This is a genomic window from Pseudomonas syringae pv. tagetis (genome assembly GCF_022557255.1).
Taxonomy (GTDB): Bacteria; Pseudomonadota; Gammaproteobacteria; order Pseudomonadales; family Pseudomonadaceae; genus Aquipseudomonas; species Aquipseudomonas caricapapayae.
In genome coordinates this window covers 2,141,835-2,165,217 of record NZ_CP092923.1, presented here as the reverse complement: position 1 = coordinate 2,165,217, position 23,383 = coordinate 2,141,835, and the positions used below count along the sequence as shown (strand labels likewise).

Below are 23,383 nucleotides of genomic sequence, written 5' to 3'. Positions count from 1 at the left end.
TATATATAAACAGGTGCTAGGCTCACTCCGCTTTGTGCACGAAGCGAGAGCCTTGGCTGGACTTGCAGGCGTAATCTGCGGGGACAGTGACCAGGCGCGATGTTGGCGCATCTCGACTGGTCGCTCTTTTTCTATCTGTTGCGTTATTTCTTCAGCTCAATCAAACGAGTATCTTCAGAGCACGCGCATAAAGCTCCAGGCGTTCGGCAAGGCCGTTTGTGCCACCATTTATCCGTTTAGTAATTGTCAGGAAGTCGCTTTTATCTGCGAAGGTATTGAGCCCAGCACGGTGCCAGAACCAAGCGGCTGACATGGCGGCATGCTCCGGAAGCTCGAGGAGTTCAGGTTGCTGTAGCAGATCCAAGCCCAGTGCCTCGCCGCACTCCGCGTAGTTCGCCCGCCCGGTAATTTGTATGAGCCCCCTGCCCCGATATAACTGACCGTCGCCGTCGTCCTCTGGCGTGTTGCCCAGGCGTTCGGCGAGCCGCCCGGTATCATATTTTTCGAGGTAGGCATCACTGCCCAGTTCCCGCACATAGCGAAGCTGGCCAGACTCATGGCCCACCTGCGCCAAGAAGGCAGCTATACGCAGCTTCGTTACAATGGCGTACTTGCTCATCGCAACGTTTAAGACAGGAACAAAAACGCCAGCTCGGGAGCTGGCGTTGGGGAGGATCTGCAGCAACTGCTGCGCGGTAATCGACATTCAGAGATCTCCTGAATAAAGGTGATGTGTGGTGGTCAGAGTTGAATGACCTTGACTGGTTTTTTCTCTTTCTTTTTACCTTTGGCTTTCGCCTTGCCCTTGTTCCCACCATTGCACTCGGCCGTGGTGGACCAGCCGGCCTGAGTAAATACCTGTTCCACTGAATCGGTCAGGTAGTCGCCATCGAGGCCCACTTTGAAACCCTGCACGCTGATCATTCGCTCCGCGAAGAGGTCAGTACGCCCAACCATTTCAAGGCGGATGCCTGCAGTGCTGCGATTAAAAGCAGCAAGGCGCGCTTTGGCGGCCTGCTCCGCTGCAGTTTTGTTGGGGTAGATATGTCGGTCGGTATGAACAGGCGGGAGACCGTCTGGGGCCGCGTCGTTATTGAGGGTCACGATCTGGAGCTTCCCGGTTTTCTTGTCCTGATGCTTCGTCGACACAGCTTTGTGTGTCCAACGATCACCCAGCCTGAATTGCCATCGGCTGACGTCTTGGCGGGTGATAGCAAGAACGCCAAACGCTTTCCCTGAGGCGCTGACACCCTCTTGCCTGGGCATGACGAGCAACTTGCCATTCGCGACCTTAGCCGTGCAGTCGTACTTTTTTGCCAGCCGTGTAATGAAATGGTAATCCGACTCGTTGAGCTGGTCAGCACGCGGCACCTTCGTTGCTACGTTGCAAGCCGCAGTCCAGCCGTTACGGGCGGCAATGTCGCTGACAATCTTCGATAGCGGCACATCCTCCCAGCTGCCGCTTCGCGTGGTTTTGCCGCTTCCACGCATATCGCTCGCCTTCCCCTTGATGACCATCGTGTCAGGAGGACCAGACATCTCAATCTCATCAATGGTATATAGGCCGATCTTGGTCAGCTTCTGGCCTTCATAGCCCAAGTAGACCTCAACATCGGCTCCCCTCGCTGGCAATGCCACCGCGCCATCTCGATCATCAATGCGCAGCTCAAACTCGTCTGAGTCCATGTCAGGCTTGTCAGTGGTGCGCAGTTGAATCAATCGGTCGTTGATGAGCGCCGTGATGTCGGTGCCGTCGGCAACGATCCGGAAAGTGGGTTTCATTCGGATACACCAAAAGAAAGCCCCGCATTCGACGGGGCTGGACAAAAGAAAAGGTTCGTTACGCGTAACGCCGGGATCAGCCCCAGAGCATCACGGTCTCGTCAGAGGATGCGGGAAGGTCAGGCAACGTGATGATCAGCCCCCCTCGGAAAGGCTGAACCTCATCGGCCAGGCCTTGATTGGCATCAAGCACGGCCTCCACAGAGCCGTTCAAATGGCCGTAATGGTTGAAACAGATGGTATCGAGAATATCCCCGTCAGACGTTCTGCATATCGTCGCCATAGCGTGTGAACTCCAGCGTGAACGCCTGCTTGCGGGGTATGCCGCCTTGCATCAGAGCGCTCTGATCTTCCTGAATTTTCTTCAAGCACCAGTTACCCAGCACTGCCCCATAGCCCGTGGTCAGGGCAAGAGGCACGCCCAGGCCCGCGATGCCGCGTAAGGTATCGAGCTGCGTAATGCCGCCCCTGAAATTTGGGAATACAGCCCCCTTGAGCGTTAGTGAATCTTCACCCATACCGATGTTCTGCTGTGCCGGACGACGCGTTAGACGCTCTTGCGACGCCCAGCGGAACTCACTGGAACGGCTCAGTTCGTCGAACGCAGCGGTGTCCAGATTGAAGTAGTACGGCTCGGCTTTCGCGCTCAGAGGCTGCAAGATCAGCAGGTGTTCAAACGGCTTGACCGCTTCGACAGCAGGGGTTTTTTGCGCGGCAAATGACGAACTGGGCACCACGTTGGCCAGCGCGGGACTGATACTGCCAGCGACCTTGTTGATGGCCGTTCCGGCTTTGGCTGCCTGCTCTTTGAGCACTCCCAGGCGCTCGTCAATCTGCGTCGCCGCCCTTGATGCACGACTGTACGTCGACACGACGGCCCCAACCTTTGCTTGTGCTGCGCTCACACCCCGCATCACCCGTTGAAGCTTGGCCCCGATGGCGGGACCCACGATAGGCAGCCCCTCAATCTCGGCGGTCGCACCACTGATTTCGCTGATCGCACCATTGACTGGCGAGAGCATGCCGTCCAGATCGCGACGGCCTGTCTCGCCTGCAACCACCAGGTACTTCATACCTGACTGCAGCTGTTCCATGTAAGCCATGTATCCCCCTTACTCGACATGCGGAGCATCGAACAGATTAGAGCGTTGGGACTGCTGTGCCGAATCGCGCATAGCCCGCTGAATCATCGGTTCCAGATCACGCATCAGCTGTTGCGGATCTTTCACATCACCTTGAACGGTCAGTTGGATAGGCGCATGAATCGAAACCCGCTGTTCGTATTTGGGTGTCGGCATCTTGGGTGCATCGGGCTTGATGACAATCGGCGCGGCAGGACTTGCTGCAGGCTTTTCCGTCATGGCCCGCCCTACATCTCCCATCAGCGGCCCGGTCGGAGCCTGCGCTGGAGCTGGCCCCCGAGCCATCAGCGGCACCCGGTCGTTATCGAAAGTCTTGGCCGTCGCACCCAGCGTGGGCACTACTGGCCCAGGCATCGCGACCGGAACCGGAGGCGCTGCCAGCAACGACACAGGCTTGCTCTCTTTCTCAGGAGTGCCGAACAGCTCCTTGCCCAACAGCGCACCGATATCCCCGCCGCCCCAAGCCCCCAGAGCGCCACCAATTGCCGACCCAATCGCGGTACCCACGACCGGCAGAATCATGGTGCCAATCGCCGCACCTGCTGCCGCACCACCCCAGCCGCCCAGCGCAGAGCCCGCAACCTCCGTAGCCCCTTTGAGTGCTACGCATTCGCCGACCCATTGCGCGAAGGCATCATGGCCATATTCAACCTCAGTCCTGAAGACCTTGAGGGCGACAGGAAAGAGCAGCCCATTGACTGGCTGGGTCGCTCACCTCGCCAGTTGATGCAACTGCTCGGCACAGAGTGGGGCCGTCACATGATCAGTGCAAACCTATGGGTCGACCTCGCCGAACAGAACCTTGATTGCCTCAGTGCGGTGTTCGATAGCGTGCCGGGCTTTGTCGTGAGCGATGTCCGCTTCGAAAACGAGGCTGACTTCATCCGTAAACGCGGCGGGACCGTCATTCATCTGTCCCGCCCCGACGCAGCCGAAGTTAATCCCCACATCAGCGAAGCCGGTGTGTCAGTCCACCCGGACGACTTGGTACTAACCAACGACAGCGGCCTTCAAGAGCTGTATGGCGCACTGGACGAGCTGTATCGCGCCATCCGCTCACACGGTTTGCTGGCCGTGGCCTGAGGCACTCGTCATGAACAGAACCCTCGACGCTACAGCAACGATTCTGGGCATGAAGCCACGGACATTTCGAGCGAAGTTGCGAGAAATCGGCGTGCTGACCCAGGCAGGCGAGCTCGCACCCAAGCACCGCGACCAAGGCTACCTGTACGTAGATTCGCGCAGCCGCTGGAACAAGAACATTCACGCCTACAGCCACTATGCAGTGGTGATGGTCAAGGAGGCAGGTGTTACCTGGCTTTCGGACCAGCTTGGCATCACGACCACGAAGAAGGACGCCGCAGCATGACTCTGAATGCAATTACTCACGCCGTATGCGCGCTGAAACTGGTTCCTTTGCACCTGAACCACCCAACCATCGTAAGTCGCTCGACGTTGATCGGCGCAACGTCAGAGGCCCTCAGCATGCTGGACGGCTTGCCGCCTGTTACTGCCGAATTGGCGGAAGTATTTCGAGCTGTGGACGCTGTACTGCTTGAGGGCCAAGTCGCTTATGTGACCCCCACGCGATGCCCCGAGCGACCATATGGCGCAGTGGTGGCGGACGCAAAGGGACGGCTTTGCGCAACGGCAACCGGCAAATCGAAAGAGGGTCTCGCGGAGCTGATTCGCCTTCAGTTAGTGCCCCAAAAGGAGGGGCACGGGGAGGACGCTGCGTGAGTGAGACGTTGACTCAACTCCGGGAAGAGTTCGCCACGCCCTGCCCCACGCTGGGCACTGTGCGGGAACGGTATTTCTCGCACATATCGAGTGACCGCTACCTGCTTCGCAAGATCAACGCGGGCCGTATCGACCTGAAGGTTACTCGGCTGGGCGGATCGAATAAGGGCCAGCCAGTGGTGTACCTGCACGACCTAGCAGCCTATCTCGATGCACAGGCCAAGTTGAAAGCGGCCTGATTCAAAGGTGGTCACTGCCTTCCAGTGACAACCACCAAAGGCACAGGACAAGAACCCGTGGGTTTGGGTAACTGAATTCAAGCAGGTGAAGCCATGAATACCCTCTTTCTGCTGATGGCGCAGTATGACGGGCGAGCCGTGATCCCTTTAAACGAAGTATGCTCCGATTACATGCACTTAACAGTCGAAAAGTTCAAGCGTAAAAGACTGGACGGCGAGATAGACATTCCCGTTGTACGCCTTGGAGCTGACAGCCAGAAAGCGGCTCTCGGAATCCACATTAAAGACTTGGCTGATTACATTGATCGACAGCGGGAAAAAGCAGCCAGGGAACAAAATCAGCTGATGGGCAGAAATTATTGATAGCTATCACTCTGTGATATTTCATCATGCACCGCAGGCCACTTTAGCACTCTAAGCTTACATCGATTAAATGGTGCGTGATTTTGTTGGCGGTAAGATTGTACCTAGCCTGATAAAAGTTGAAGCTATTTCGATTATGGGCTTTACATAGAGCTTTCACTATCGAAATGGCCTTCATCTTTTCAGCGACAGGCGTTTTAATTCCGAAAATTAAGCCGTTTAAGCTATCAAAATCATACACACACTTTCTGGAGAGGTGATCTTTAAGATCTATCAAAAAAGGAGTAAGCAAAGCTCTGTACTCTTTCTCGTATTCCCAATCTTTAAGCTTGGTGGTATTAACCTCGACAACACTCCTCATATATTCCTGTCTCCAAGCTGACGTACCGACACCCATTCCGCAAGCGCTGAGATTGCCACTAGGATCAGAGTACCAGAAAGCGTTCAAGACAGGCACTGGCAAAGCGCCCAAAAAATTGAAGAAATCAATTTTTGGAAAGGACCTCTCATAGTCCACTTTATGCAAAGCAACAGAGAGCATTTCCTTAATAATACCATTCCCGCTTACACCTACCGGGACTTCAATACGGAGGGAAGGGCTTTGCTCTTCTAGATAAAGCAACCTTGGTGAAGCCTAAGGTTGCGCGGGATCAACTGGTGCCATTGATCGCCCAGCTGCCCCCGTGCTTGATTGGTATGGAGGCTTGCTCAGGTGCTCATCATTGGGCGAGGGTGTTCGCCGAGCACGGCCATACGGTCAAGTTGATGGCTCCTAAACTCGTTTCGCCTTATCGAATGTCGGGTAAGCGCGGCAAGAACGATGCGGCAGATGCGGCCGCGATCTGTGAGGCAGTGACCCGACCCAGCATGCGGTTTGTCCCTGTTAAAGACGAGCATCAGCAGGCCACTCTTTGCCTTCATCGAACCCGCCAGGGATTCATCGAAGAACGCACCTCTACGTACAACCGACTGCGCGGACTACTTTCTGAATTCGGCGTGGTCATGCCACAAAGCCCAGAGCGATTGAGAAAAGAGATTGGTCCCTTTCTGGACAGCTTGCCTGGCTGGGCAAGACGGTGCATGAGTGAGCTGTTGGAGCACACCAGCCATATCGAGGATCGGCTGGTGGAACTTGATCGGGCCATCAATCAGATCGCTCGCGAAGACGACCGCAGCCGTAGGCTGCTGCAATTGCGTGGGGTTGGCTCGACCACAGCAAGTGCTTTAGTGGCCACTATTGGAGATGGGCACGACTTCAGAAACGGTCGCGGGCTTGTGCTCAATGGGGAAGCCCTTGTAGTACGATTTTTTCCGAATTCTGCGGGCTCCCCTATCGGGCGGTTACGATCTGCGCGCCCGCCAGCAGCTTTGCTCACTGACGAGCATCATCAAAAATGGAACTCGATGCTGCTCAGTGACCACTCATAAAATGAAATTATGAGGAGATGCATTATGAAAAACGCATTTGACCTGCTTGTGGAAGGGCTGGCTAAGGACTACAACATGCCGCCCTTACCTGACAAGAAACATAACGATGAAGTCTATTGCTTTGAGTTCCAAAGTGGCATGGATGTAAAAGTCTACCAAGACGAATTTCGCTGGGTATATTTCACCGCTGACGTAGGGACATTTCAAGATAGCAGTATTGACAAATTAAACCACGCGCTCCAGCTGAACAACTTTAGTCTTAGAAAACCTTTCCTAACTTTCGGAATGACGAAAGAGAAGAATGGCGTACTGCATACACGCACCCCCTTGATTGAGGTAGACAACGTGCAAATGCGCAGGATATTTGAGGAACTTGTAGGCGCAGCAGCTGAAATTAGAAAAAAATTAAAGCTCAAATAGTAGCGAAGAAGTTTTTAGCCTTGTGAACTCTGGCAATGTCACATACATGCGTCAATATTACATTGGCACTATACATACACCAGAGAGTCGGGCAAAAAAAACGAAGCAATCTGCAGTTTTTAAAAAGAGGAAACTACTATGGGTAATATTTGCGGCACCTCGAGCTCACGCCATGTGTATCGCCCACCAGATACACAAAGAACAGCCTCAGCTCCCTCTACATCCACTCATATTGGTGGGGATACATTGACATCCATTCATCAGCTTTCGCATAGTCAGAGAGAGCGGTTTCTGGACATGCATGATCCAATGAGAGTAATGGGACTTGACCATGATACCGAGCTTTTCAGAGTAACGGATAGTAGTTATATAAAAAACGATAAACTCGCGGGCAATCCAGAATCCATAGCGAGCATTTTTATGCATGAGCAACTGCGTCCCAATCCTTATGCCAGCCGCACAGGTGCCCAAACACACGAAGCATCGGCGTACGTTCCGAAAAGAATAAAAGCCACCGACTTGAGAGTTCCATCATTGAACGTAATGGTTGGTTCGCAAGCTCAAGACGGCATTAAAGCTTATGATCACATGAGTAATGATCCGGTCCCTGTCAAGATGCGATTGGGAGACTTTCTCGATAGGGGTGGCAAGGTCTATTCTGATGTTATTAATGATGGGGGAGAATCACAAGCTTTGATCGTCACATTACCTAAAGGCCAGAAAGTGCCGGTCGAAAGGGTCTGAATATCGGTGCTCGTCTAAAATATAGATGAGCATCTGTACCAAAGCTGTATTTTGCGCAGATGGCCAAAGCCTTTCTAAACGTCGATCCGTTCCGCTGCGTGCTGTGTGGCGCGCGGATGGTATACACGGCGGCAATCAGCGGGCTGACGGTGCAGGGACTGGTCCTCAACGCTCAGGCGATCGCGCAGATGAGGTACGTGAAGCCCTGACAGGGGGAAGGTGCGTCCGCACCTAGGCTTCGCGGTGAAATAACCTGCATTAATGCTTGTTGATAGGGATTTTCACTGCATAAGTAACGCATCAGCGTCTTCCTACGCATTGCTATGAAGACATGACACCTCCTTCCAAGCGTCAGCTTGATGCATAGGCATTTTGAAATGCCTATGCATGAACCTGTATTATAAATTAGGCATATTCCTGTATGATTCGATCCGTATGAACCCCAAACAGAAGAGTTAGAGCATTCAGACATGAAACATGCTGTATACCAGGGTGGGTGCACAAGGCTTTCAAGAGCGCTAGCGAATGCTCCAGGAAATTCGACAACAAGGAAAAACCAATTAGAACGCTGTGGGTCATTCACATAATCTATTTTACTACCTAAAGTTAGTCCATAAGATTTCTCATACTCAGCTTCACTAAACCCCTTCGAGCCAGAATCTCTCAACGACTCAGCAGTCTTTTTGCAGACAACTAGATCCTTATCAACATTATCTACAACTTGATTAGCTGAAAAAGTTAAATATCCACATCTTTCAAACTCATAAAATATGGCATGCAAGATGATGCGGTGAAGCACCTTGAGATGAAACTCTAACTCTTGCACCCTAACCTGCCTGAAGTCAGCCAGAGCCTGCAAATAGCTAGACACCTCCGAGAAAGAGAAGACTCTATCCTGCACTGCCATTATTGATTCTTCTACCAAAAGAGGAATTGGGCAATCGTAATCCCTCACCAAAATTTCAATGGGAACAGGCTCATCAACGCCCAAATGCCCTAGGTGAATCACAGCATGTCTAAGCATAGACCTGATATAATGGCGAATCAAGTTCTCCCAAACAATGAATCGCCCCTGGTTTCCTAGACACTCTCCAAGCTCAGGAAATAACGTTTCTCATACTCTACTGGAGACAGCTGCATAGCACTGCTGTGCCGACATTTAGGGTTATAGAACATTTCGATGTAATCGAAAATATCACTTCGGGCGTCTTCACGCGTTGTGTAGATCTTTCGTCGTATTCGCTCCCGCTTCAAAAGCTGGAAAAAGCTCTCGGCTACGGCATTGTCGTGGCAGTTTCCTCACCGACTCATGCTGCTGATTACATTGTTGGCCTTCAAGAAGCTTTGCCAGTCTGAACTACTGAACTGACTGCCTTGGTCTGAGTGGATCATTACTTGCTGCTGTGGTTTGCGTCGCCACACAGCCATCAACATCGCATCGATAGCCAGGTCGCTGCACATCCTTGGCTTCATTGACCAACCAATTACTTGGCGTGAGAACAGATCCAGCACTACTGCCAGGTAGAGCCATCCTTCATAGGTGCGGATGTAAGTGATATCGGTCACCCAGACCTTGTTCGGCTCACTGACCTTGAACTGCCGCGCGAGGTGGTTGGGCGAGGCCACTGTTGGTTTTCCACCGTAAAACCCTGGACGCCGCCGATAGCCCGTTTGCGAACGCAGCCCCTCCGCCTGCATCAAGCGCCCGACCCGATTTCGCCCGCATGCCTCTCCCAGCTCACGTAGGTCATCGTGAATTTTGCGATAGCCGTATACACCTCCGCTTTCCAGCCAAGCGTGTTTGATCAAGCCAAGCAGACGTTGATCTTCTTTCGCTCGGGCAGATTGAGGCTCGGCCAGCCAAGCGTAGTAGCCGCTGGCGTGCACCTTGAGGGTTTGGCAAAGGCGCCGCACCGGGTAATCAGTCGAGTGCTTCTTGATGAAGGCGTACTTCAGCCGCACTCCTTGGCAAAGTACGCGGCGGCCTTTTTTAAGATGTCTCGCTCTTCAGTCACGCGCTTAAGTTCAGCGCGTAGATTGCGCAGTTCTGCCTGCTGATCGTCGTCTTGCTGACGCTGCTCTTGGGGCTTGCTGTAGACCTTGATCCAGGCGTAAAGGCTGTGCACGGACATGCCCAGGCGCTGGGCGACATCGGCGACAGGTTTGCCTTTTTCGGTCACTTGCTTGACCGCTTCGATCTTGAATTCTTCGGGGTAACGCTGACGACTCATGGCACCTCCTATTTGGGCCTCATTATGAGGCTTGGAGGTGTCTAGGAAACCAGGGGCGATTCAGATGCCAGAGGCACTGCGCGATAGACCATATCCCGTTTATAGGAAACGTCATCAGGAACGGTAATGGTCTGTACCAATAGATGCTTGAGCAATGCCTCGCTCTGCAAGACTTTATTGCCGCCCTCCGGCTCCAGAGCCAGGTTCAACTGTGCGGCATACGCCGGCACACCGGACAGCAAAATCCCGAGTAGCATCAGCATCTTCATGCTTGCTCACCTCCGCCTTGTGGATGTAACGCAGCGAATAGCCAAAGCGCCCAATATTAAACCGATGTTTTTAAAAGACTATTTAAATTTATTTCACCAAGGCATAGAAGCAGGGTCACCTTGGTTAAACGATAGGAAACATCTTGAGGGCGGATACGTCTCGATATTTGTGGGGCAAACGTATCAAAAATCTGCGTCACGCAACGTTATAGCCATGGCTATCAAGTCGACTGCCGCTGGATATGCATGAGTGGCCAGTGCCTGGCCGCAGGTTGCATCATCTGCTGCCGTCAAGCATCCCTCCCTCAGTTGTGCCGTACTCGCCGACGCTGAAGTACGAAGACCTGAGCCCTCCGCATGAACTGACATGGCATCGATATGGCGAGCTGTCGGCGGAGGGTTCGTTCGAAAGCGGCGGTTCAGCTTGAGTCAGGCTCGCCTGGATTCAAGCCAAGACCAAAACTGACAGAGCATCAACCCGCATTCAGAGGAATAGACACGGCAAACGTAGTGCCAAGATCCGCTTTTGACGTCACGTCGATATGCCCGCCATGAGCATCGACGATCTTGGCGACGATGAACAAACCCAGTCCCAGGCTCGAATAAGGCCCGTTGTCTGTCATCTTTTCGGGCGAGTAGCGGTCCATCGGGTTGAAGATGAACGGAAGCACGTCTTCGGGAATCGTACTGCCCGTGTTGTGCACGACGAACTGCAGCGCACCCTCGGAGACTGCCAGCGTTACCTCGACAGGATCGCGGCTGTTGCCGTGCTGTACGGCATTGCCAATAAGGTTGGAAAAGACCTGCTCCAGCCGATCACCGTCAAAGCTGCCAATAACCGGATAGTCAGAGGTCAGGTGGATATCCGCCTCTGGATTGACCGTACGGGATTCGTCAACGATCCGAGCGCAAATGGGCTGGATATCCGTCCGGGTCTTTTTCAACGGTATGCCGGGACCGATCTGTGAGCGTGTGAAGTCCAGCAGATCGCCGACGATCTGGTTGGCCCTTTTCACGCTTGAATAGATCCTTGACGCCACCTTGGTCGGTCGCGCGCCAAGGTCATTGGTGCGTAACAGCACATCCGCACCCAGCAATATGGCGCTTAACGGAGTACGCAGGTCGTGTCCGAGGATCCCGAGGAAAATATTGCGCGAAGCCTGAACCGCGCCGGTGTAGCTTGAGATGGATTCCGCGAGAGCCTGGTCTATTGCTTCGTTGAAGCGGATCATGTCCTCGATCTGCTGTTGAGTGTCCGAGGTCTCTCGGGTCATCCATTGCTTGATGACGCTCGCCCGTAATGCCCGGAATTCCGAGACCACCTGATCAATGGTGAAGCCTGACATCAGTCGCGTGATCGCGTGGCTTTTCGCTGCAGTGTCTTCCTGGGACACCACCTGACCTTGTGATTTTTCGACCTGTTGCTGCGACGACTGGTCCGTTCCCAGATCAGTGGCAATGGCCCTGAGCATGCGCTCGACATGATTCCTGAGCTCTCGGGTATCCAGAGGTTCGCTCAACGCGGACATGGTGCGCGCAAAATCGGTCCATTCCCGCACGATAGGCTCGATATTCTCAAGGATAAAGCCCGATAACCGCATAGCAATTCAAACCTGGAAATATCCCCGCAAATTACAGATTCACGGGGTGAGTTAAACACTGATTCCGATCAAAACGACGGAATATTCTGTTAGATAAACTTCACGCAGGCTGGAGGATTGGCCGAGTCCCGAGTCCCGAGTCAATCGGCAAGCGCCTGCAAACGCGCCTGAACTGCGTCGTCAAAAATGATGTAAAGCGCCTCGGCATCAGCAGGTCGCAACTTTCTGCTTGTCTCAAGACCGTGAATGTATTCGATCTGCAATGCCCCTTCGGCTTCCACGTCAGCGCGGGTACTGGTTGCGTCGAGCGCTCTTACCAGATCACTGACAGCCCCCTGGACAGCCTTGGGAAGTCGTAACTGGTCAAGTCGTTCCTGCATGCGCTCAATTTCCGGGTAAAAACCATAGGGTCGGCAGCAGATCACGCGAGCGCGTGCAATGCAAGGCCAGGTGCCTGTTCATCGATGAGCTGAAGATGCGGTGCGGCCTTCAAGAAGATTCTTCAGGCTGTAAGTCACCACGCCGAGAATGATCAGATCATCGTGATCAGTGACATGCAGCGACGGATAATCCGGGTTTTCGGATTTGAGGATCACGACATCGCCAAGCATGTGCAAACGTCGGCACAGCTGCCGCGTGTTGAGTGAAGCGACAACGACGTCACCGTGCTCGGCATACTGGCTACGGTCGACAACCAGCATGTCCCCCCTGCGCATGCCGCCACCTTGCATGCCCTCATCCTCGACCCTGGCCAGATAGACGTGGGGCTCACGGACCTCACAAAGCTCTGCGATAGAGACATGTTTCTCGACCACTGGCGACCTGGAGCCAACGGTTGACAGGGATAGCAGCGGGAGCTTGATGCCCCCTGCGGACAACGGGCCAAGGAAAGTGACACTCATGAGACGGGCCTTTTATGATTAACTGTATGCATATACAGTTAATCGTTTATCAGGCTTCAGGTCAATCTCGAATGCCTGACGCTTCGACCAATGGCGTGGACTCTACAGGGCGCACGGTTATCGCTCGCTGACTGTCAAGGTGCCTCACCTCCTCCCGACAGCTGCGTAATCAATGCCACTGTCAGATAGAGCCTGGGCGCAATGCTCGACAGTTCGATGTATTCATCATCGGCATGCAAGCCAGCGCCGACCACGCCCATTGTTTCAAGCACGGCAGGCTTTGCGCTACCCGGCACATAGGCGTAGCCCGCATCCGTACCAAAACGCATGGCAATAGGCTCTATCGTGCGACCAATCTTCTCGTAAAGCGCCTGTGCAGTTTTCGCCAGGTGTTCGGAACCAGGGTTCCTGGCGAGCGGCGGACGGCCTTTTTCCATACGCAAGGTCACTTCGGTACCGTCGATGAGTGTCTTCTTCACAATCCGCTGACCGTCAGCGAGCACCCGGTCGCTTTCGCTCGGATCGGAATAACGCATATCTGCTTCGGCTGAAGCGCTGGAAGGAATGATATTGCGCTTCTCCCCGCCTTTGATCAGGGTCCAGTTGACGGTCGTACCCTTGCCCGGATCGCCAAGGTCCTTGAGTTGCAGCAGCTGATGCGCCAGCTCGATGGCCGCGTTGCGCCCTGCTTCGGGAGCGGAGCCTGCGTGTGACGATTTGCCTTTGACATCGAGGAGCAGACCATTGATTCCGTTGGTGGCGACGGTTACGGCGTCTTTATCGGGGGGTTCGTACGAGAACACGTAATCATGCTGGCGAGCGAGTTCGGCGATGACTTTTTTCGATCCGCTGGAGCCGGTCTCCTCGTCCGGATTGAAGAGCACGGTGATCGTACCGAAATCCTTGAAGTTCTGGTCCTGCAGCAATTGCAGCGAGTGCAGAATCATCGCCACGCCCCCCTTGGCATCTGCCACTCCGGGACCATAGGCGCGTTCGCTGTCGAGCCTGAACGGACGTCTGGCGGCAGTGCCCGGTCCAAATACCGTGTCGTAGTGGACCATCAACAGGAAAGACCGGGTGCCATTACCTTTGAACGTGCCGACGATGTTGTCACCCGCTGAGGGATCTGCCAGCGAGGTAGTGACTTCGGCGCCAAGCGCCTTTAGACGCTCGACCAGCATTGCGCTGACGGTTTTCAGGCCAACTGCCTGGCCGGTACCGGTATCGATATCTACCAACTGCCGGACAGTTTCGAGGTAAGGCTTTTGTTCGGCCTGAGCTTTTTTCAGCAACTGACCGGATGACGGTTCGGCGGCGCTTGCCCCCATGCAGAGCAGGGAAAATCCGATAGCGGCAGTGATGGGGAAGCGTCGTGAATGCATGCTGGTTCCTTCAGATCATCGCGAGTTGAACTGTATCTTTACCCCAATGCACTGCTCAACGCCACCGGCGAACCTTCGGTACAAATATGTATGAGAATGTAACTGATAGTGATTAGCATTTATTGATTTGTGAAAATTTTGTTAACCTCGCCCTCCGCTACGGCCCGTCATGACTTATCGGGCAGCGCACCATCAACCCGCTTTCCCGTCACGCCCCAGTCCCAGCAGGAATGATCCTAATGCTTCGTCCGTTTCTACCTTCGTTGACCGGCCTTGTAGCACTCGGCCTGTCAGCCGCCGCCCTGGCCAGCTCCGTTCAACTCGATCTGCCTGCACAGCCGCTTTCCAGATCGCTCGCACAACTGAGTCAGGCGAGCGGTATGCAGATATCGGGTGATGAGCAGTTGCTTGCGAACAAGCAGGCACCGGCCCTCAAAGGCAGCCTTGAACCGGCTCAGGCGTTGAATCAGCTGTTGCTGGGCAGTGGCCTTGATGCACAGGTACAGGGCAATGCTGCGAAGGTATTCCTGCCTGCCAGCGGTGGCTCGATGACCTTGGGCAACGTGGACATCAGCGCCCAGGCCGGCATCGCCGGACTGGCCACCACAGAAGGCAGCGGTTCGTACACCACGGGCTCGATGAACAGCGCAACCGGGCTGCCCTTGTCGATCCGCGAGACGCCACAGTCGGTCAGCGTGATCACACGTCAGCGAATCGAAGATCAGGGCATGAACGACCTCAATGATATCGTTAAATATGCACCCGGCGTGACACTGCGCAAATTCGGCTCGGACCGTCAGCAGTTTCTGGCACGCGGCTTTACCATCGATAATCTGATGTATGACGGCCTGCCGACGATCGTCAGCACCTTTACACTGGACACCATTTCCGGCGCTGATCTGGCGCTATACGACCGCGTCGAAGTGGTCCGCGGCGCGACGGGGCTGATGACCGGTGCAGGCAGTCCGTCGGCAACGCTGAATCTGATCCGCAAGCGCCCGACTGCGGCTCCCCAGGTGAGTGTGACCGCCAGCGCCGGAAGCTGGGACCGCTACCGGACCGAAGTAGACGCATCAAACGCGCTCAACGATGCCGGAACATTGCGCGGCCGCGTGGTGACAGCCTATGAAACAGGCAACAGTTTTGTCGATGAGCGCGATAAAGAACGCCAGACTTTCTATGGCGTTCTGGAAGCCGAACTCAACGAATCGACGACCTGGACCATCGGAGCCTCGAAACAACGCGATGACGCGACCTCCGACTGGGGCAGCCTGCCGTCAGGCCCTAACGGTGAGAACCTTCATCTGCCGCGCTCCACGTTCCTCAGTAACGACTGGGCGTATTGGGACAGGGATAACGTCAGTGTCTTCACTGACCTGACCCATCGTTTCGACAATGGCTGGAGCAGCAAGCTGGCAGCGACCAGAATCTGGGCTGAGTCCGATATGTATTCCAACTACCTGACCGCCCTTGGCACCGGTTACGGCCAGGCGGCCGGTCAGTACGACACCACAGACGTGCAGACCAGCCTGGACGGCTCACTGTCCGGTCCATTCCAGCTACTTGGTCGGCAACACGAACTGATGCTCGGTGTCAGCCGTCGCGAAGAAAAGTTTGACCAGAAAGGTGGTTTTTATGGCTCCACGCCGGTCGACATCTATAGCTTCAACCCCAAACTGATTGCAAAACCTGACCCTGCCACGCGTACTGCTTACGTCAACCAGAACACAGCCACCGAGGAAGGCGTCTACGCTGCCGCGCGCTTCAACCCGATTGATCCGTTGCACGTTATCGTCGGCAGCCGCGTTAGCTGGTACGACTACCAGAACCGTTCGGCCAGCAATGGCGACTACAAGGTCATTCGGGAGGTGACGCCCTATGCAGGCATCGTCTATGACCTGAACGACACCTATTCCGCCTACGCCAGCTACACCGAAATCTTCAAGCCGCAGAACCAGCTGGACGCAGGAGGCGGCGTGCTTGAGCCGATGACAGGCGAAAGCTACGAAATCGGCCTGAAAGGCGAGTACCTCAATGGGGGGCTGAATGCTTCGTTGGCGCTGTTCGACATGACTCAGGAAAACCGCGCGTACGCCATCGTCAATCCGCCAGTCACCTGCCAGCAGCAGAATCGTACTTGTTACGAAGCGGCGGGCGAAGTGCGCAGCAGGGGGATCGATGCCGAGATCACTGGCCAGTTGACACCGGACTGGCAGGCATCAGCCTCCTACACGCTGGTGCTGAGCCAGTACGTCAAAGACCGGAACAACGACAAGGGCGACCTGTTTGCACCCAATCAGCCCAAGCATCTGTTCAAGGCGGCGACCTCTTATCACTTGCCCGGCAATTTGAATCAATGGCGTGTGGGCGCAGACGTCCTGGCGCAAAGCGATACATACAACAGAGTCGGCAACGGTCATTCCGTGCAGGACGCCTACGCTGTTGTGGGGCTAATGGCGGGCTACCGTTTCGACGAGCACTGGGATGCGCGGATCAATCTCAACAACGTATTCGACGAAAAATACTGGCAAGGCATTCCTACGGCCACGGGCAGCGGCGTATACGGTGACCCGCGCAACCTGATGGTCTCGCTAAAGTGGTCGCTTTGAATTTCGCAGTCTGCAGGCTGCCTGATAGCCGTTAATGCATATCAAGGGAACAAGCAGTCCGCGCGAGGCTCAAAAACAGTCTCGACAAAGGTATTCACGACAATGCCGTCACTCAGGGCCTATCATTGGCAGCAGGAAACGCTGCGGCCTTAAGTGGTCGGCAGCGCTCGGGTAATGTCATCCAACCGCACAGGACAGAGCACGCTCATGACTTCCAAGCTGGATCAACTCAAGAAATTCACTACCGTTGTTGCTGACACAGGCGACTTCGGCGCTATCGAAAGCCTCAAGCCGCAAGACGCCACTACCAACCCTTCCTTGCTGCTCAAGGCGGCATCGAACACAAGCAACAAGGCTATGCTCGAAGAGGCATTCAGTGGCAGCAAAGGCGACATTGGACTGGCCTGTGACCGCTTCGCCGTGGCCATCGGCCAGGAGATTCTCAAGGTCGTCCCAGGCCGTGTTTCTACCGAGGTGGATGCACGACTGTCTTTCGATAAAGACGCGCTGATCGAGCGCAGCGAGCGTTTGATGGGCCTTTACGACAAGGCAGGCATCAGCCGCGACCGGGTACTGGTCAAGCTCGCTGCTACCTGGGAAGGCATACGCGCCGCAGAACACCTCGAGAAACAAGGTATCCAGACCAACCTGACGCTGCTGTTCTCCTTCGCTCAGGCGGTGGCCTGTGCCGAAGCCGGCGTCTTCCTGATCTCGCCGTTTGTAGGTCGCATCTACGACTGGTACAAAAAGTCTTCAGGCACCGACTATACCGGCGCAGAAGACCCAGGCGTACAGTCCGTGACACGCATCTACAACTACTACAAGGCCAATGATTTCAAGACAGTAGTCATGGGTGCCAGCTTCCGTAATCTGAACCAGATCGAACAGCTGGCAGGCTGCGACCGCCTGACGATCAGCACAGAGCTGCTTAACAAACTGGCGGAAGACACCGGCACGCTGGAACGCAAGCTTGCTCCGGGCAACGCCGGTGAAGCCCGCCAGAGCCTGACCGAGAGCCAGTTCCGCTGGGCTTCCAACGAAGATGCAATGGCCACTGAAAAACTGGCTGAAGGCATTCGTCAGTTCGCTCGCGATCAGGAAAAGCTGGAAGCGCTGCTCTCCGCCAAAAAAGCCTGAAAATAAAAAAGGGCGACACCTTAATGGGTGTCGCCCTTTTTGCTGTCTGTCGTTCAAGGAAATGATCGACGGGACAGACGCAACGAACGTCTAGCGTTGACCTTCCAGCGCATTGACCAGATCGTGGAACGCTTCACGATTCGAGTCGTTGAGGCCCATGAGAATCTTGTGCGCCTCAAGCACCTTGGCCTTGACCACTTCTTCGCACTGATCCTGTGAAGGCAGGTCGGTAAGGGACTCAGGACGCGGCAGAGGCCGGTCAACGATGTTGAACACCTGATCAAAGCCCATGGACTGCAACAGGCGCGTGATGTCCTCGTGAGTGGTCACGAGCGTTGGCAAGAGCCCCACCTTCTGACGCGACAAAATGGACAGCTTGGCCAGCAAGCCAAGCGTAGTGCTGTCAATGCTGCGTGTCTCGGTAAGGTCGATGACCACCGCCGAGAAATTCAACGCAGTGAAGATGCGCTCGATAGTCGCATCCAGGGCCGAACACAGCGTCAACCGCACTTCACCCACGAACTTGAGAACGAAGGTGCCTTCCTGCTCGGCGAACTGGATTCTACCGGTACTCATTCAAGATTCCTGCTTAACACTAACAAGGCGATATCATCCGGCATCTCCCCTAGCGTTGCCAATTCAAAAACCTGCTGCAAGCCATCCAGGCTGCCGCCAGCCGTCTTGACCAACTCGGGAAGGACGGCTTCTTTCTCTTTGAGTGTATCACCGGGCAAGAGGTCCAGTATGCCATCAGACAACATGGTCAGACTGAAGGACGCTGGCAGGTCGATTTCGTGATCCTGATAGGTCGCTTCGTTGAACAGCCCGACCGGAAGGCCACGGCCTTCCAGATAGCGTGCCTGCCCTTCGGAATACAACACCGGCAATGGCAAATGACCACCCACTGCGTACGTCAGTTTACCTGACTCTTCATCGATGACACCGCCGACCATCGTGACATGCTTGCCCAGCTTGCAACTGATGAGTCCGCGGTTGATGTGCCCCAGCACGTCCGACGGCTTGAATTCCGGAAGCGTACCACCGCGTCTGGATTCAAACAGCAGGCGCGTGGTCATGAACTTCAGCAGCACCGTAATAAATGCCGAGGATGCACCGTGACCTGAAACATCTGCCAGGTAGAAAGCAACACGCCGTTCGTCGACCCTGAAATAATCGACAAAATCGCCGGAAAGATAAAGTGACGGGATAATCTGGTGAGCAAACTTGAACTCGTCAATCGACCACGGCGTAATCGGCAACATGTTCATCTGCACTTGCCGACCTGCGTCCTGGTCTTCCTGCAAGAGGTGAAGACTGGCTTCAAGCTCGCGATTGGCCTTTTCCAGTTTTTCCCGATAAACCTGGTTTTCAGTGAGCAAACGAGCCCGATCCAGTGCGCGGCGCACTGAATGCTCCAATACGGCAAGGTCCTCGAGGGGCTTGATCAGGTAATCGGCAGCGCCCAGACGCAACGCCTCAACCGCATCGCTCATCACGCCTGCACCGGAGACAACGATGACAGGCGTCTGCGGAGCGATGGAGGTGACCTGACGGATCAGCTCAAGCCCGCCCATCTGCGGCATGCGTAGATCGCAGACCACCAGGTCGGGATTCTCTTGCTCGAACATCTGAATTCCCTGCAAGCCATTACTCGCTTGCAGAACGCTGAAGCCACTGTCTTCAAGGTAGGCGGCGAGGCTTGCACGCACTACATCGTCGTCATCGATAATCAGCAGCTTGGCACTGGTTTTTGGCATGGGGGCAAACGGCGCCAGATCAGGTTGGCGTAGGCGGCCCGGTATTACCGGAACCCGCTTACTGGATTCGCTTCTAGCCTCTCTGTAATAACACGCGACAATTGAATATGCCTGTCGTGTTTCAGAGGTGCCCTTCAAGGCGCAGACGGTACTCCCATCCGACGGGTGTTTCAAGCATGCTCCTACCCTCACTTTGCGCTCTCTACATCGCAAATCACCCGGAGTTATAAGAACTCACAAATCAGCAACTAAAACGAAGGACTGTACATGAGTCGAAATGATCGCGACTACGAGGAAAAACGGGATTACATCCGCATGCGCGTCGATGCAGACGTCAATCTGATTCACGCAGGTCAGGTGATTCCCGCCGTATGCATTGACCTTTCCAGCTCGGGCATGCAGGTCCAGGCGCCACGCTCGTTCCAGGTCGGAGACAGACTCAGTGTGCGCATTGACTCTGACCACCCGGCACTCAAAGGCCTTGAGGCTGAAACCGAGGTGGTGTGGGTGAATGACGAAGAAGGCGGCGGACAGAAACTGGGGCTTTCGATCATCTCGATGAGCTGACCACGGGCGGAACCGGTTCACACTTTCACAAAATAATAAAGGCGACCCAGGGTCGCCTTTATGGATTCATACCGATACAAAAAAGCGATTAAAAATCGTCTTCGACCTTCCCGTCCTTAACCTTGAACTCGCGGTTCTGCAGGTAGGCATTACGGATGAAGGTGTAGCGGTCACCGCTGACCATACGCTCGGCAGACAGCAGACTGGCGCGCGTATCGATCAGGTTGACGCCCAGTGCCGTATTGCGGGTCGGTACATGATCGATGTAACGGTACGGAGAGGTATAGGTGTCCGGATATTTGGCGATAGCGTCACGCACGGTGCTGGGACCCAGCAGCGGAATCACCACAAACGGACCGCTAGGCACACCCCAATAGCCAAGTGTCTGGCCAAAATCTTCATCGTTGCGCTGCAGGCCCATGTGGGTACCCACATCAATGAAACCCAACAGGCCGAAGGTGGTGTTGACGATCAGACGCGCAGTATCAACACCGGCCGCTTCAGGTTTGGCCTGCAGCACATTGTTTGCCAGGTTGCCGACGTCGCCGATGTTGTTGAAGAAATTATGGATGCCGTCTTCGACGAATTGCGGAGCGATGTACTGATACCCCTTGGCCAGCGGCTTGAGCGTGTAAGCGTCAAGCGTATCGTTGAAGCTGAAAATGGAACGGTTGATGCCTTCCCACGGATCATCTTCGGCGGCCTGAACGGCCACCGGAACCAGCGCCATGCCGGCACACAGGGACAATTGCACCAAACGCTTGATAAAGCCTGCACCAGTCACGGGCATAGCTGACACTCCTGATCGAGATATCGAAATAATGACGCGGGTGCTACGCCCCACACGCTAGGACAGGAAGTATAAAGCCTTCTGTCACGAATAAGGCAGGTCTGTCAGCAAAGGGTTCCGGATAAACCTCGTCATCGCACATTCATCCAAGTGTCACAAAAGACCGGTAGCGTTTCTGGATATTTCAGAGAGATCCCCATGCTCGCGCCGGTCATTACGCCTCTGCCAACCTTCCCCGCCCTGCTGTTCGGCCTGAGCGGCTGCCTGGTGGACTTCGGTGCACAGGCCGCAAGCGCACGTAGCCCGGAGCACGAGCACACGCAGCTCACACCCGGTGCGCTGAATATTCTGCAGACTCTTCGTGAGCAGAGTATGCCGTGCGCCTGGCTTGATGAGTTGCCTGAAGCCGTCAGTGCCACACTGGCTGCACCGGTGAAAGACTGGATGATCCCCGCCCCTCGCCCAGTCGCCGGCTGGCCAGCACCGGATGCCTGCTGGATGGCACTGATGGCCCTGAAAGTCAGCCAACTGGACGGCTGTGTGTTGATCAGCGGCGACCCGCGCTTGTTGCAGTCCGGGCTGAACGCGGGCCTGTGGACCATCGGACTGGCGTCCTGCGGACCACTGTGCGGGCTATCGCCTTCACAATGGCACGCACTGAGCAATGCCGAACGCGAACAACGGCGCGCACAGGCCACGCTGAAACTCTATTCACTCGGTGTGCACTCGGTGATTGATCACCTGGGCGACCTGGAATCCTGCCTGGCCGATATCGCCCTGCGGCGCAGTAAAGGTGAAAAGCCGTGATACATATGCAGCAGGCTGCCGACTGGATTAGTCTTGAGTGATCATGGACCTTTAGCGCTCCGGCGAAGTCCATGAGACAGACTTATCAATCAAGGAGCACGTCATGCCCGCCCGCGAACTGCAAGAACAACTCGATACCCTGCGCGAGCAACTGGAGCATAATCCGCCGATGTCAGAGTCCGAGCGGGAGAACCTGCACGAGCTCATGCAACAAATTGAAACTAAAATTCAGCTGGAACAGGCCACTCACGAACAGGACAGCAGCCTGGCTGATGGCGTGAATCTGGCCGTCGAGCGTTTCGAGCTGGAGCATCCGACCATCGCTGGCACCTTGCGCAACATCGTGCAGACGCTGGGCAATATCGGCGTCTGATTGGGGGGTGCCGTTCTGCTGGCTCTGCGCTCGGTTGCCGATGCGCAGTGCGACGCAGAGTTTTGACGCAGAGCGTCACCCGATGCATGCCGACGCGGAGCTTTGGCACGATAATCCTGAGCCTGCCGTTCAGGATGCTCTGCGTCCACACCATGAACGCCAGACGATACTACTGGCGCGCCAGCCTGCGATTATCCACGGCCAATGTTTCAGTGCTGCGGTACGGGTTGATGTCCAACCCTCCGCGGCGCACGTAACGCGCATACACGGTGAGCTTCTCTGGCTTGAGCAAGCGCTGCAGGTCGAGAAAGATTCTTTCCACGCATTGCTCATGAAAGTCCGAATGCTGGCGGAAGCTGACGATGTACGCCAGCAGACTGCTGTGATCCAGCGCCGCGCCGCGGTATTCGACCACCACGCTGCCCCAGTCAGGCTGACTGGTTACCGGACAGTTGGATTTAAGCAAATGACTGTGCACGCTCTCTTCGGCAATGCGCGACTCATCACATCGCAGCAACTCGGGCTGCGGCCGATCATAGCTGCTGACCGAGATGTCCAGGTCGTCGATACACATGCCCGGCAACGCTGCGACACCTTCCTCCTCGATCGCCGCGAGACTGCGAATACGCACGCCGACCGGCTTGCCCGCAGCAGCCGACAGATCCTGCTCAAGGGTGGTTTTCAGCTGTTCGACGCTTGCGAAAGCTGTCTGATTCAGCGAATTGAGGTACAGCTTGAACGACTTCGATTCGATGATATTGGGCGATTCGGCCGGAATACTGAATTCACCAATGGCCACCACCGGCTTGCCGGAGGGCAGCAGCCAGGACAGCTCGTAGCAATTCCAGAAATCGACACCCTGATAAGGCAGCGTCTGAGCCGTCAGCCCTAGCTCGGCCCATTTTGCGGCACGAGGGATAGGGAACAGCAGAGACGGTGTATAGGTGGCGATGTACTCACTGGACTTGCCCAGCGGCGAGTGTTCGGCTGCGGGATGCATGGCGATACCTGGATCATGAATTAACGCGGCGAGTTTATAGCGTTTGCGTCGGGCTTTCAGCGAAAATCCGCCTCAGCCCGCTGCCATCGTAGGCCGCAAC

At 55.1% G+C, this 23,383-nt stretch carries 27 protein-coding genes and 4 pseudogenes; 14 read left to right on the top strand and 17 right to left on the bottom strand.

All coding sequences use genetic code 11. The annotated features are described in order from the left end of the window. Positions 1-160: 160 nt before the first annotated feature. The 5 genes from MME58_RS09880 to MME58_RS09860 form a co-directional block, all read right to left on the bottom strand. Positions 161-706 carry a glycoside hydrolase family 19 protein gene (locus MME58_RS09880; RefSeq protein ID WP_055005520.1) on the bottom strand — a complete coding sequence of 182 codons (546 nt, stop codon included), beginning with the start codon at positions 704-706 and terminating at the stop codon, positions 161-163. A gap of 35 nt (positions 707-741) precedes the next feature. Continuing rightward, on the bottom strand, positions 742-1,782 hold the full coding sequence (locus tag MME58_RS09875; RefSeq protein WP_055005521.1) for a phage late control D family protein: 1,041 nt from the start codon (positions 1,780-1,782) through the stop codon (positions 742-744). Between the two features lie 76 nt (positions 1,783-1,858). Beyond that, positions 1,859-2,065: a tail protein X gene (locus tag MME58_RS09870; protein WP_054986234.1), complete on the bottom strand. Its 207-nt coding sequence runs from the start codon at positions 2,063-2,065 to the stop codon at positions 1,859-1,861. Then, complete coding sequence (locus MME58_RS09865) at positions 2,040-2,885, bottom strand: phage tail protein (protein ID WP_054986235.1); 846 nt, start codon at positions 2,883-2,885, stop codon at positions 2,040-2,042. Before MME58_RS09865 ends, MME58_RS09870 begins: the two co-directional genes overlap by 26 nt. Before the next feature lie 9 nt (positions 2,886-2,894). Next, positions 2,895-3,446 (bottom strand): flagellar biosynthesis protein FlhF, encoded by a 552-nt coding sequence (locus tag MME58_RS09860; RefSeq protein WP_054986236.1) that lies wholly within the window; start codon positions 3,444-3,446, stop codon positions 2,895-2,897. A 114-nt stretch (positions 3,447-3,560) separates the two neighbouring features. On the opposite strand from MME58_RS09860, the gene MME58_RS09855 reads away from it, so the two are divergent. The 5 genes from MME58_RS09855 (at position 3,561) to MME58_RS09835 (ending at position 5,266) form a co-directional block, all read left to right on the top strand. After that, on the top strand, positions 3,561-4,007 hold the full coding sequence (locus tag MME58_RS09855) for a deoxynucleotide monophosphate kinase family protein (protein ID WP_233590931.1): 447 nt from the start codon (positions 3,561-3,563) through the stop codon (positions 4,005-4,007). 49 nt (positions 4,008-4,056) lie between these two features. Continuing rightward, positions 4,057-4,293 carry a hypothetical protein gene (locus MME58_RS09850; protein ID WP_054986243.1) on the top strand — a complete coding sequence of 79 codons (237 nt, stop codon included), beginning with the start codon at positions 4,057-4,059 and terminating at the stop codon, positions 4,291-4,293. Further along, entirely contained in the window at positions 4,290-4,664 is a 375-nt protein-coding gene (locus MME58_RS09845) for a hypothetical protein (protein WP_024659827.1), read from the top strand. Before MME58_RS09850 ends, MME58_RS09845 begins: the two co-directional genes overlap by 4 nt. Further along, positions 4,661-4,903, top strand: coding sequence for a pyocin activator PrtN family protein (locus tag MME58_RS09840; RefSeq protein ID WP_054986237.1), 243 nt, complete (start codon positions 4,661-4,663; stop codon positions 4,901-4,903). The genes MME58_RS09845 and MME58_RS09840 overlap by 4 nt, the downstream gene beginning before the upstream one ends. Positions 4,904-4,996: 93 nt before the next feature. After that, complete coding sequence (locus MME58_RS09835) at positions 4,997-5,266, top strand: pyocin activator PrtN family protein (RefSeq protein ID WP_054986238.1); 270 nt, start codon at positions 4,997-4,999, stop codon at positions 5,264-5,266. Positions 5,267-5,309: 43 nt separating this feature from the next. On the opposite strand, the gene MME58_RS09830 is transcribed toward MME58_RS09835, so the two are convergent. Further along, positions 5,310-5,888 (bottom strand): hypothetical protein, encoded by a 579-nt coding sequence (locus tag MME58_RS09830; protein ID WP_147470807.1) that lies wholly within the window; start codon positions 5,886-5,888, stop codon positions 5,310-5,312. Here MME58_RS09830 and MME58_RS09825 point away from each other — a divergent pair. The 4 genes and pseudogenes from MME58_RS09825 to MME58_RS09810 form a co-directional block, all read left to right on the top strand. Then, positions 5,882-6,535 (top strand): annotated as a pseudogene (locus tag MME58_RS09825) (IS110-like element ISPsy16 family transposase); the annotation flags it as partial. The gene MME58_RS09830 and the pseudogene MME58_RS09825 overlap by 7 nt on opposite strands. Before the next feature lie 183 nt (positions 6,536-6,718). Further along, on the top strand, positions 6,719-7,114 hold the full coding sequence (locus MME58_RS09820) for a CesT family type III secretion system chaperone (protein WP_054986240.1): 396 nt from the start codon (positions 6,719-6,721) through the stop codon (positions 7,112-7,114). A gap of 138 nt (positions 7,115-7,252) precedes the next feature. After that, positions 7,253-7,858, top strand: a complete 606-nt coding sequence (locus MME58_RS09815; protein ID WP_054986241.1) for an AvrPphF family type III effector — start codon at positions 7,253-7,255, stop codon at positions 7,856-7,858. A gap of 41 nt (positions 7,859-7,899) precedes the next feature. Continuing rightward, positions 7,900-8,067, top strand: a pseudogene (locus tag MME58_RS09810) (IS91 family transposase); the annotation flags it as partial. Here the strand turns inward: MME58_RS09810 and MME58_RS09805 are convergent. The 7 genes and pseudogenes from MME58_RS09805 to MME58_RS09775 form a co-directional block, all read right to left on the bottom strand. Further along, a complete protein-coding gene (locus tag MME58_RS09805) occupies positions 8,031-8,765 on the bottom strand; it encodes a hypothetical protein (RefSeq protein WP_241409123.1) in 735 nt (244 codons plus the stop codon). The pseudogene MME58_RS09810 and the gene MME58_RS09805 sit on opposite strands and share 37 nt — an antisense overlap. A 173-nt stretch (positions 8,766-8,938) precedes the next feature. After that, positions 8,939-10,089 (bottom strand): annotated as a pseudogene (locus MME58_RS09800) (IS3 family transposase). Positions 10,090-10,151: 62 nt separating this feature from the next. Continuing rightward, positions 10,152-10,358 (bottom strand): annotated as a pseudogene (locus MME58_RS09795) (cytochrome c); the annotation flags it as partial. Between the two features lie 473 nt (positions 10,359-10,831). Next, the gene (locus MME58_RS09790) at positions 10,832-11,959 is read right to left on the bottom strand and encodes a sensor histidine kinase (protein ID WP_054984961.1); all 1,128 of its coding nucleotides are present in this window, start codon (positions 11,957-11,959) and stop codon (positions 10,832-10,834) included. Between the two features lie 140 nt (positions 11,960-12,099). After that, positions 12,100-12,339, bottom strand: coding sequence for a hypothetical protein (locus MME58_RS09785; protein WP_054984962.1), 240 nt, complete (start codon positions 12,337-12,339; stop codon positions 12,100-12,102). Between the two features lie 78 nt (positions 12,340-12,417). Further along, positions 12,418-12,861 carry a S24 family peptidase gene (locus tag MME58_RS09780; RefSeq protein ID WP_054984963.1) on the bottom strand — a complete coding sequence of 148 codons (444 nt, stop codon included), beginning with the start codon at positions 12,859-12,861 and terminating at the stop codon, positions 12,418-12,420. A gap of 134 nt (positions 12,862-12,995) precedes the next feature. Beyond that, a complete protein-coding gene (locus tag MME58_RS09775) occupies positions 12,996-14,243 on the bottom strand; it encodes a M20/M25/M40 family metallo-hydrolase (RefSeq protein WP_055006530.1) in 1,248 nt (415 codons plus the stop codon). Between the two features lie 239 nt (positions 14,244-14,482). On the opposite strand from MME58_RS09775, the gene MME58_RS09770 reads away from it, so the two are divergent. Both MME58_RS09770 and tal read left to right on the top strand, forming a co-directional pair. Beyond that, positions 14,483-16,852, top strand: coding sequence for a TonB-dependent siderophore receptor (locus tag MME58_RS09770; RefSeq protein WP_055006531.1), 2,370 nt, complete (start codon positions 14,483-14,485; stop codon positions 16,850-16,852). A 207-nt stretch (positions 16,853-17,059) separates the two neighbouring features. Beyond that, positions 17,060-17,989 carry a transaldolase gene (gene tal, locus MME58_RS09765; protein WP_054984965.1) on the top strand — a complete coding sequence of 310 codons (930 nt, stop codon included), beginning with the start codon at positions 17,060-17,062 and terminating at the stop codon, positions 17,987-17,989. A 90-nt stretch (positions 17,990-18,079) separates the two neighbouring features. Here tal and rssC read toward each other — a convergent pair whose 3' ends face one another. Beyond that, complete coding sequence (rssC, locus tag MME58_RS09760) at positions 18,080-18,565, bottom strand: anti-sigma factor antagonist RssC (RefSeq protein ID WP_002552898.1); 486 nt, start codon at positions 18,563-18,565, stop codon at positions 18,080-18,082. After that, a complete protein-coding gene (gene rssB, locus MME58_RS09755) occupies positions 18,562-19,746 on the bottom strand; it encodes a two-component system response regulator RssB (RefSeq protein WP_055006532.1) in 1,185 nt (394 codons plus the stop codon). Before rssB ends, rssC begins: the two co-directional genes overlap by 4 nt. 267 nt (positions 19,747-20,013) lie before the next feature. Here rssB and MME58_RS09750 point away from each other — a divergent pair, with 267 nt between their 5' ends. Next, positions 20,014-20,313: a PilZ domain-containing protein gene (locus MME58_RS09750; protein WP_054984967.1), complete on the top strand. Its 300-nt coding sequence runs from the start codon at positions 20,014-20,016 to the stop codon at positions 20,311-20,313. A gap of 88 nt (positions 20,314-20,401) precedes the next feature. On the opposite strand, the gene MME58_RS09745 is transcribed toward MME58_RS09750, so the two are convergent. Further along, positions 20,402-21,103, bottom strand: coding sequence for an MlaA family lipoprotein (locus MME58_RS09745; protein WP_054984968.1), 702 nt, complete (start codon positions 21,101-21,103; stop codon positions 20,402-20,404). A gap of 198 nt (positions 21,104-21,301) precedes the next feature. On the opposite strand from MME58_RS09745, the gene MME58_RS09740 reads away from it, so the two are divergent. Together MME58_RS09740 and MME58_RS09735 are read left to right on the top strand one after the other, a co-directional pair. Then, positions 21,302-21,910 (top strand): HAD superfamily inactivated hydrolase PcrP, encoded by a 609-nt coding sequence (locus MME58_RS09740; RefSeq protein WP_055006533.1) that lies wholly within the window; start codon positions 21,302-21,304, stop codon positions 21,908-21,910. Between the two features lie 103 nt (positions 21,911-22,013). After that, the gene (locus MME58_RS09735; protein WP_055006534.1) at positions 22,014-22,283 is read left to right on the top strand and encodes a DUF4404 family protein; all 270 of its coding nucleotides are present in this window, start codon (positions 22,014-22,016) and stop codon (positions 22,281-22,283) included. 169 nt (positions 22,284-22,452) lie between these two features. Here MME58_RS09735 and queF read toward each other — a convergent pair whose 3' ends face one another. Beyond that, positions 22,453-23,283: an NADPH-dependent 7-cyano-7-deazaguanine reductase QueF gene (gene queF, locus MME58_RS09730; RefSeq protein WP_055006535.1), complete on the bottom strand. Its 831-nt coding sequence runs from the start codon at positions 23,281-23,283 to the stop codon at positions 22,453-22,455. Between the last annotated feature and the right edge of the window lie 100 nt (positions 23,284-23,383).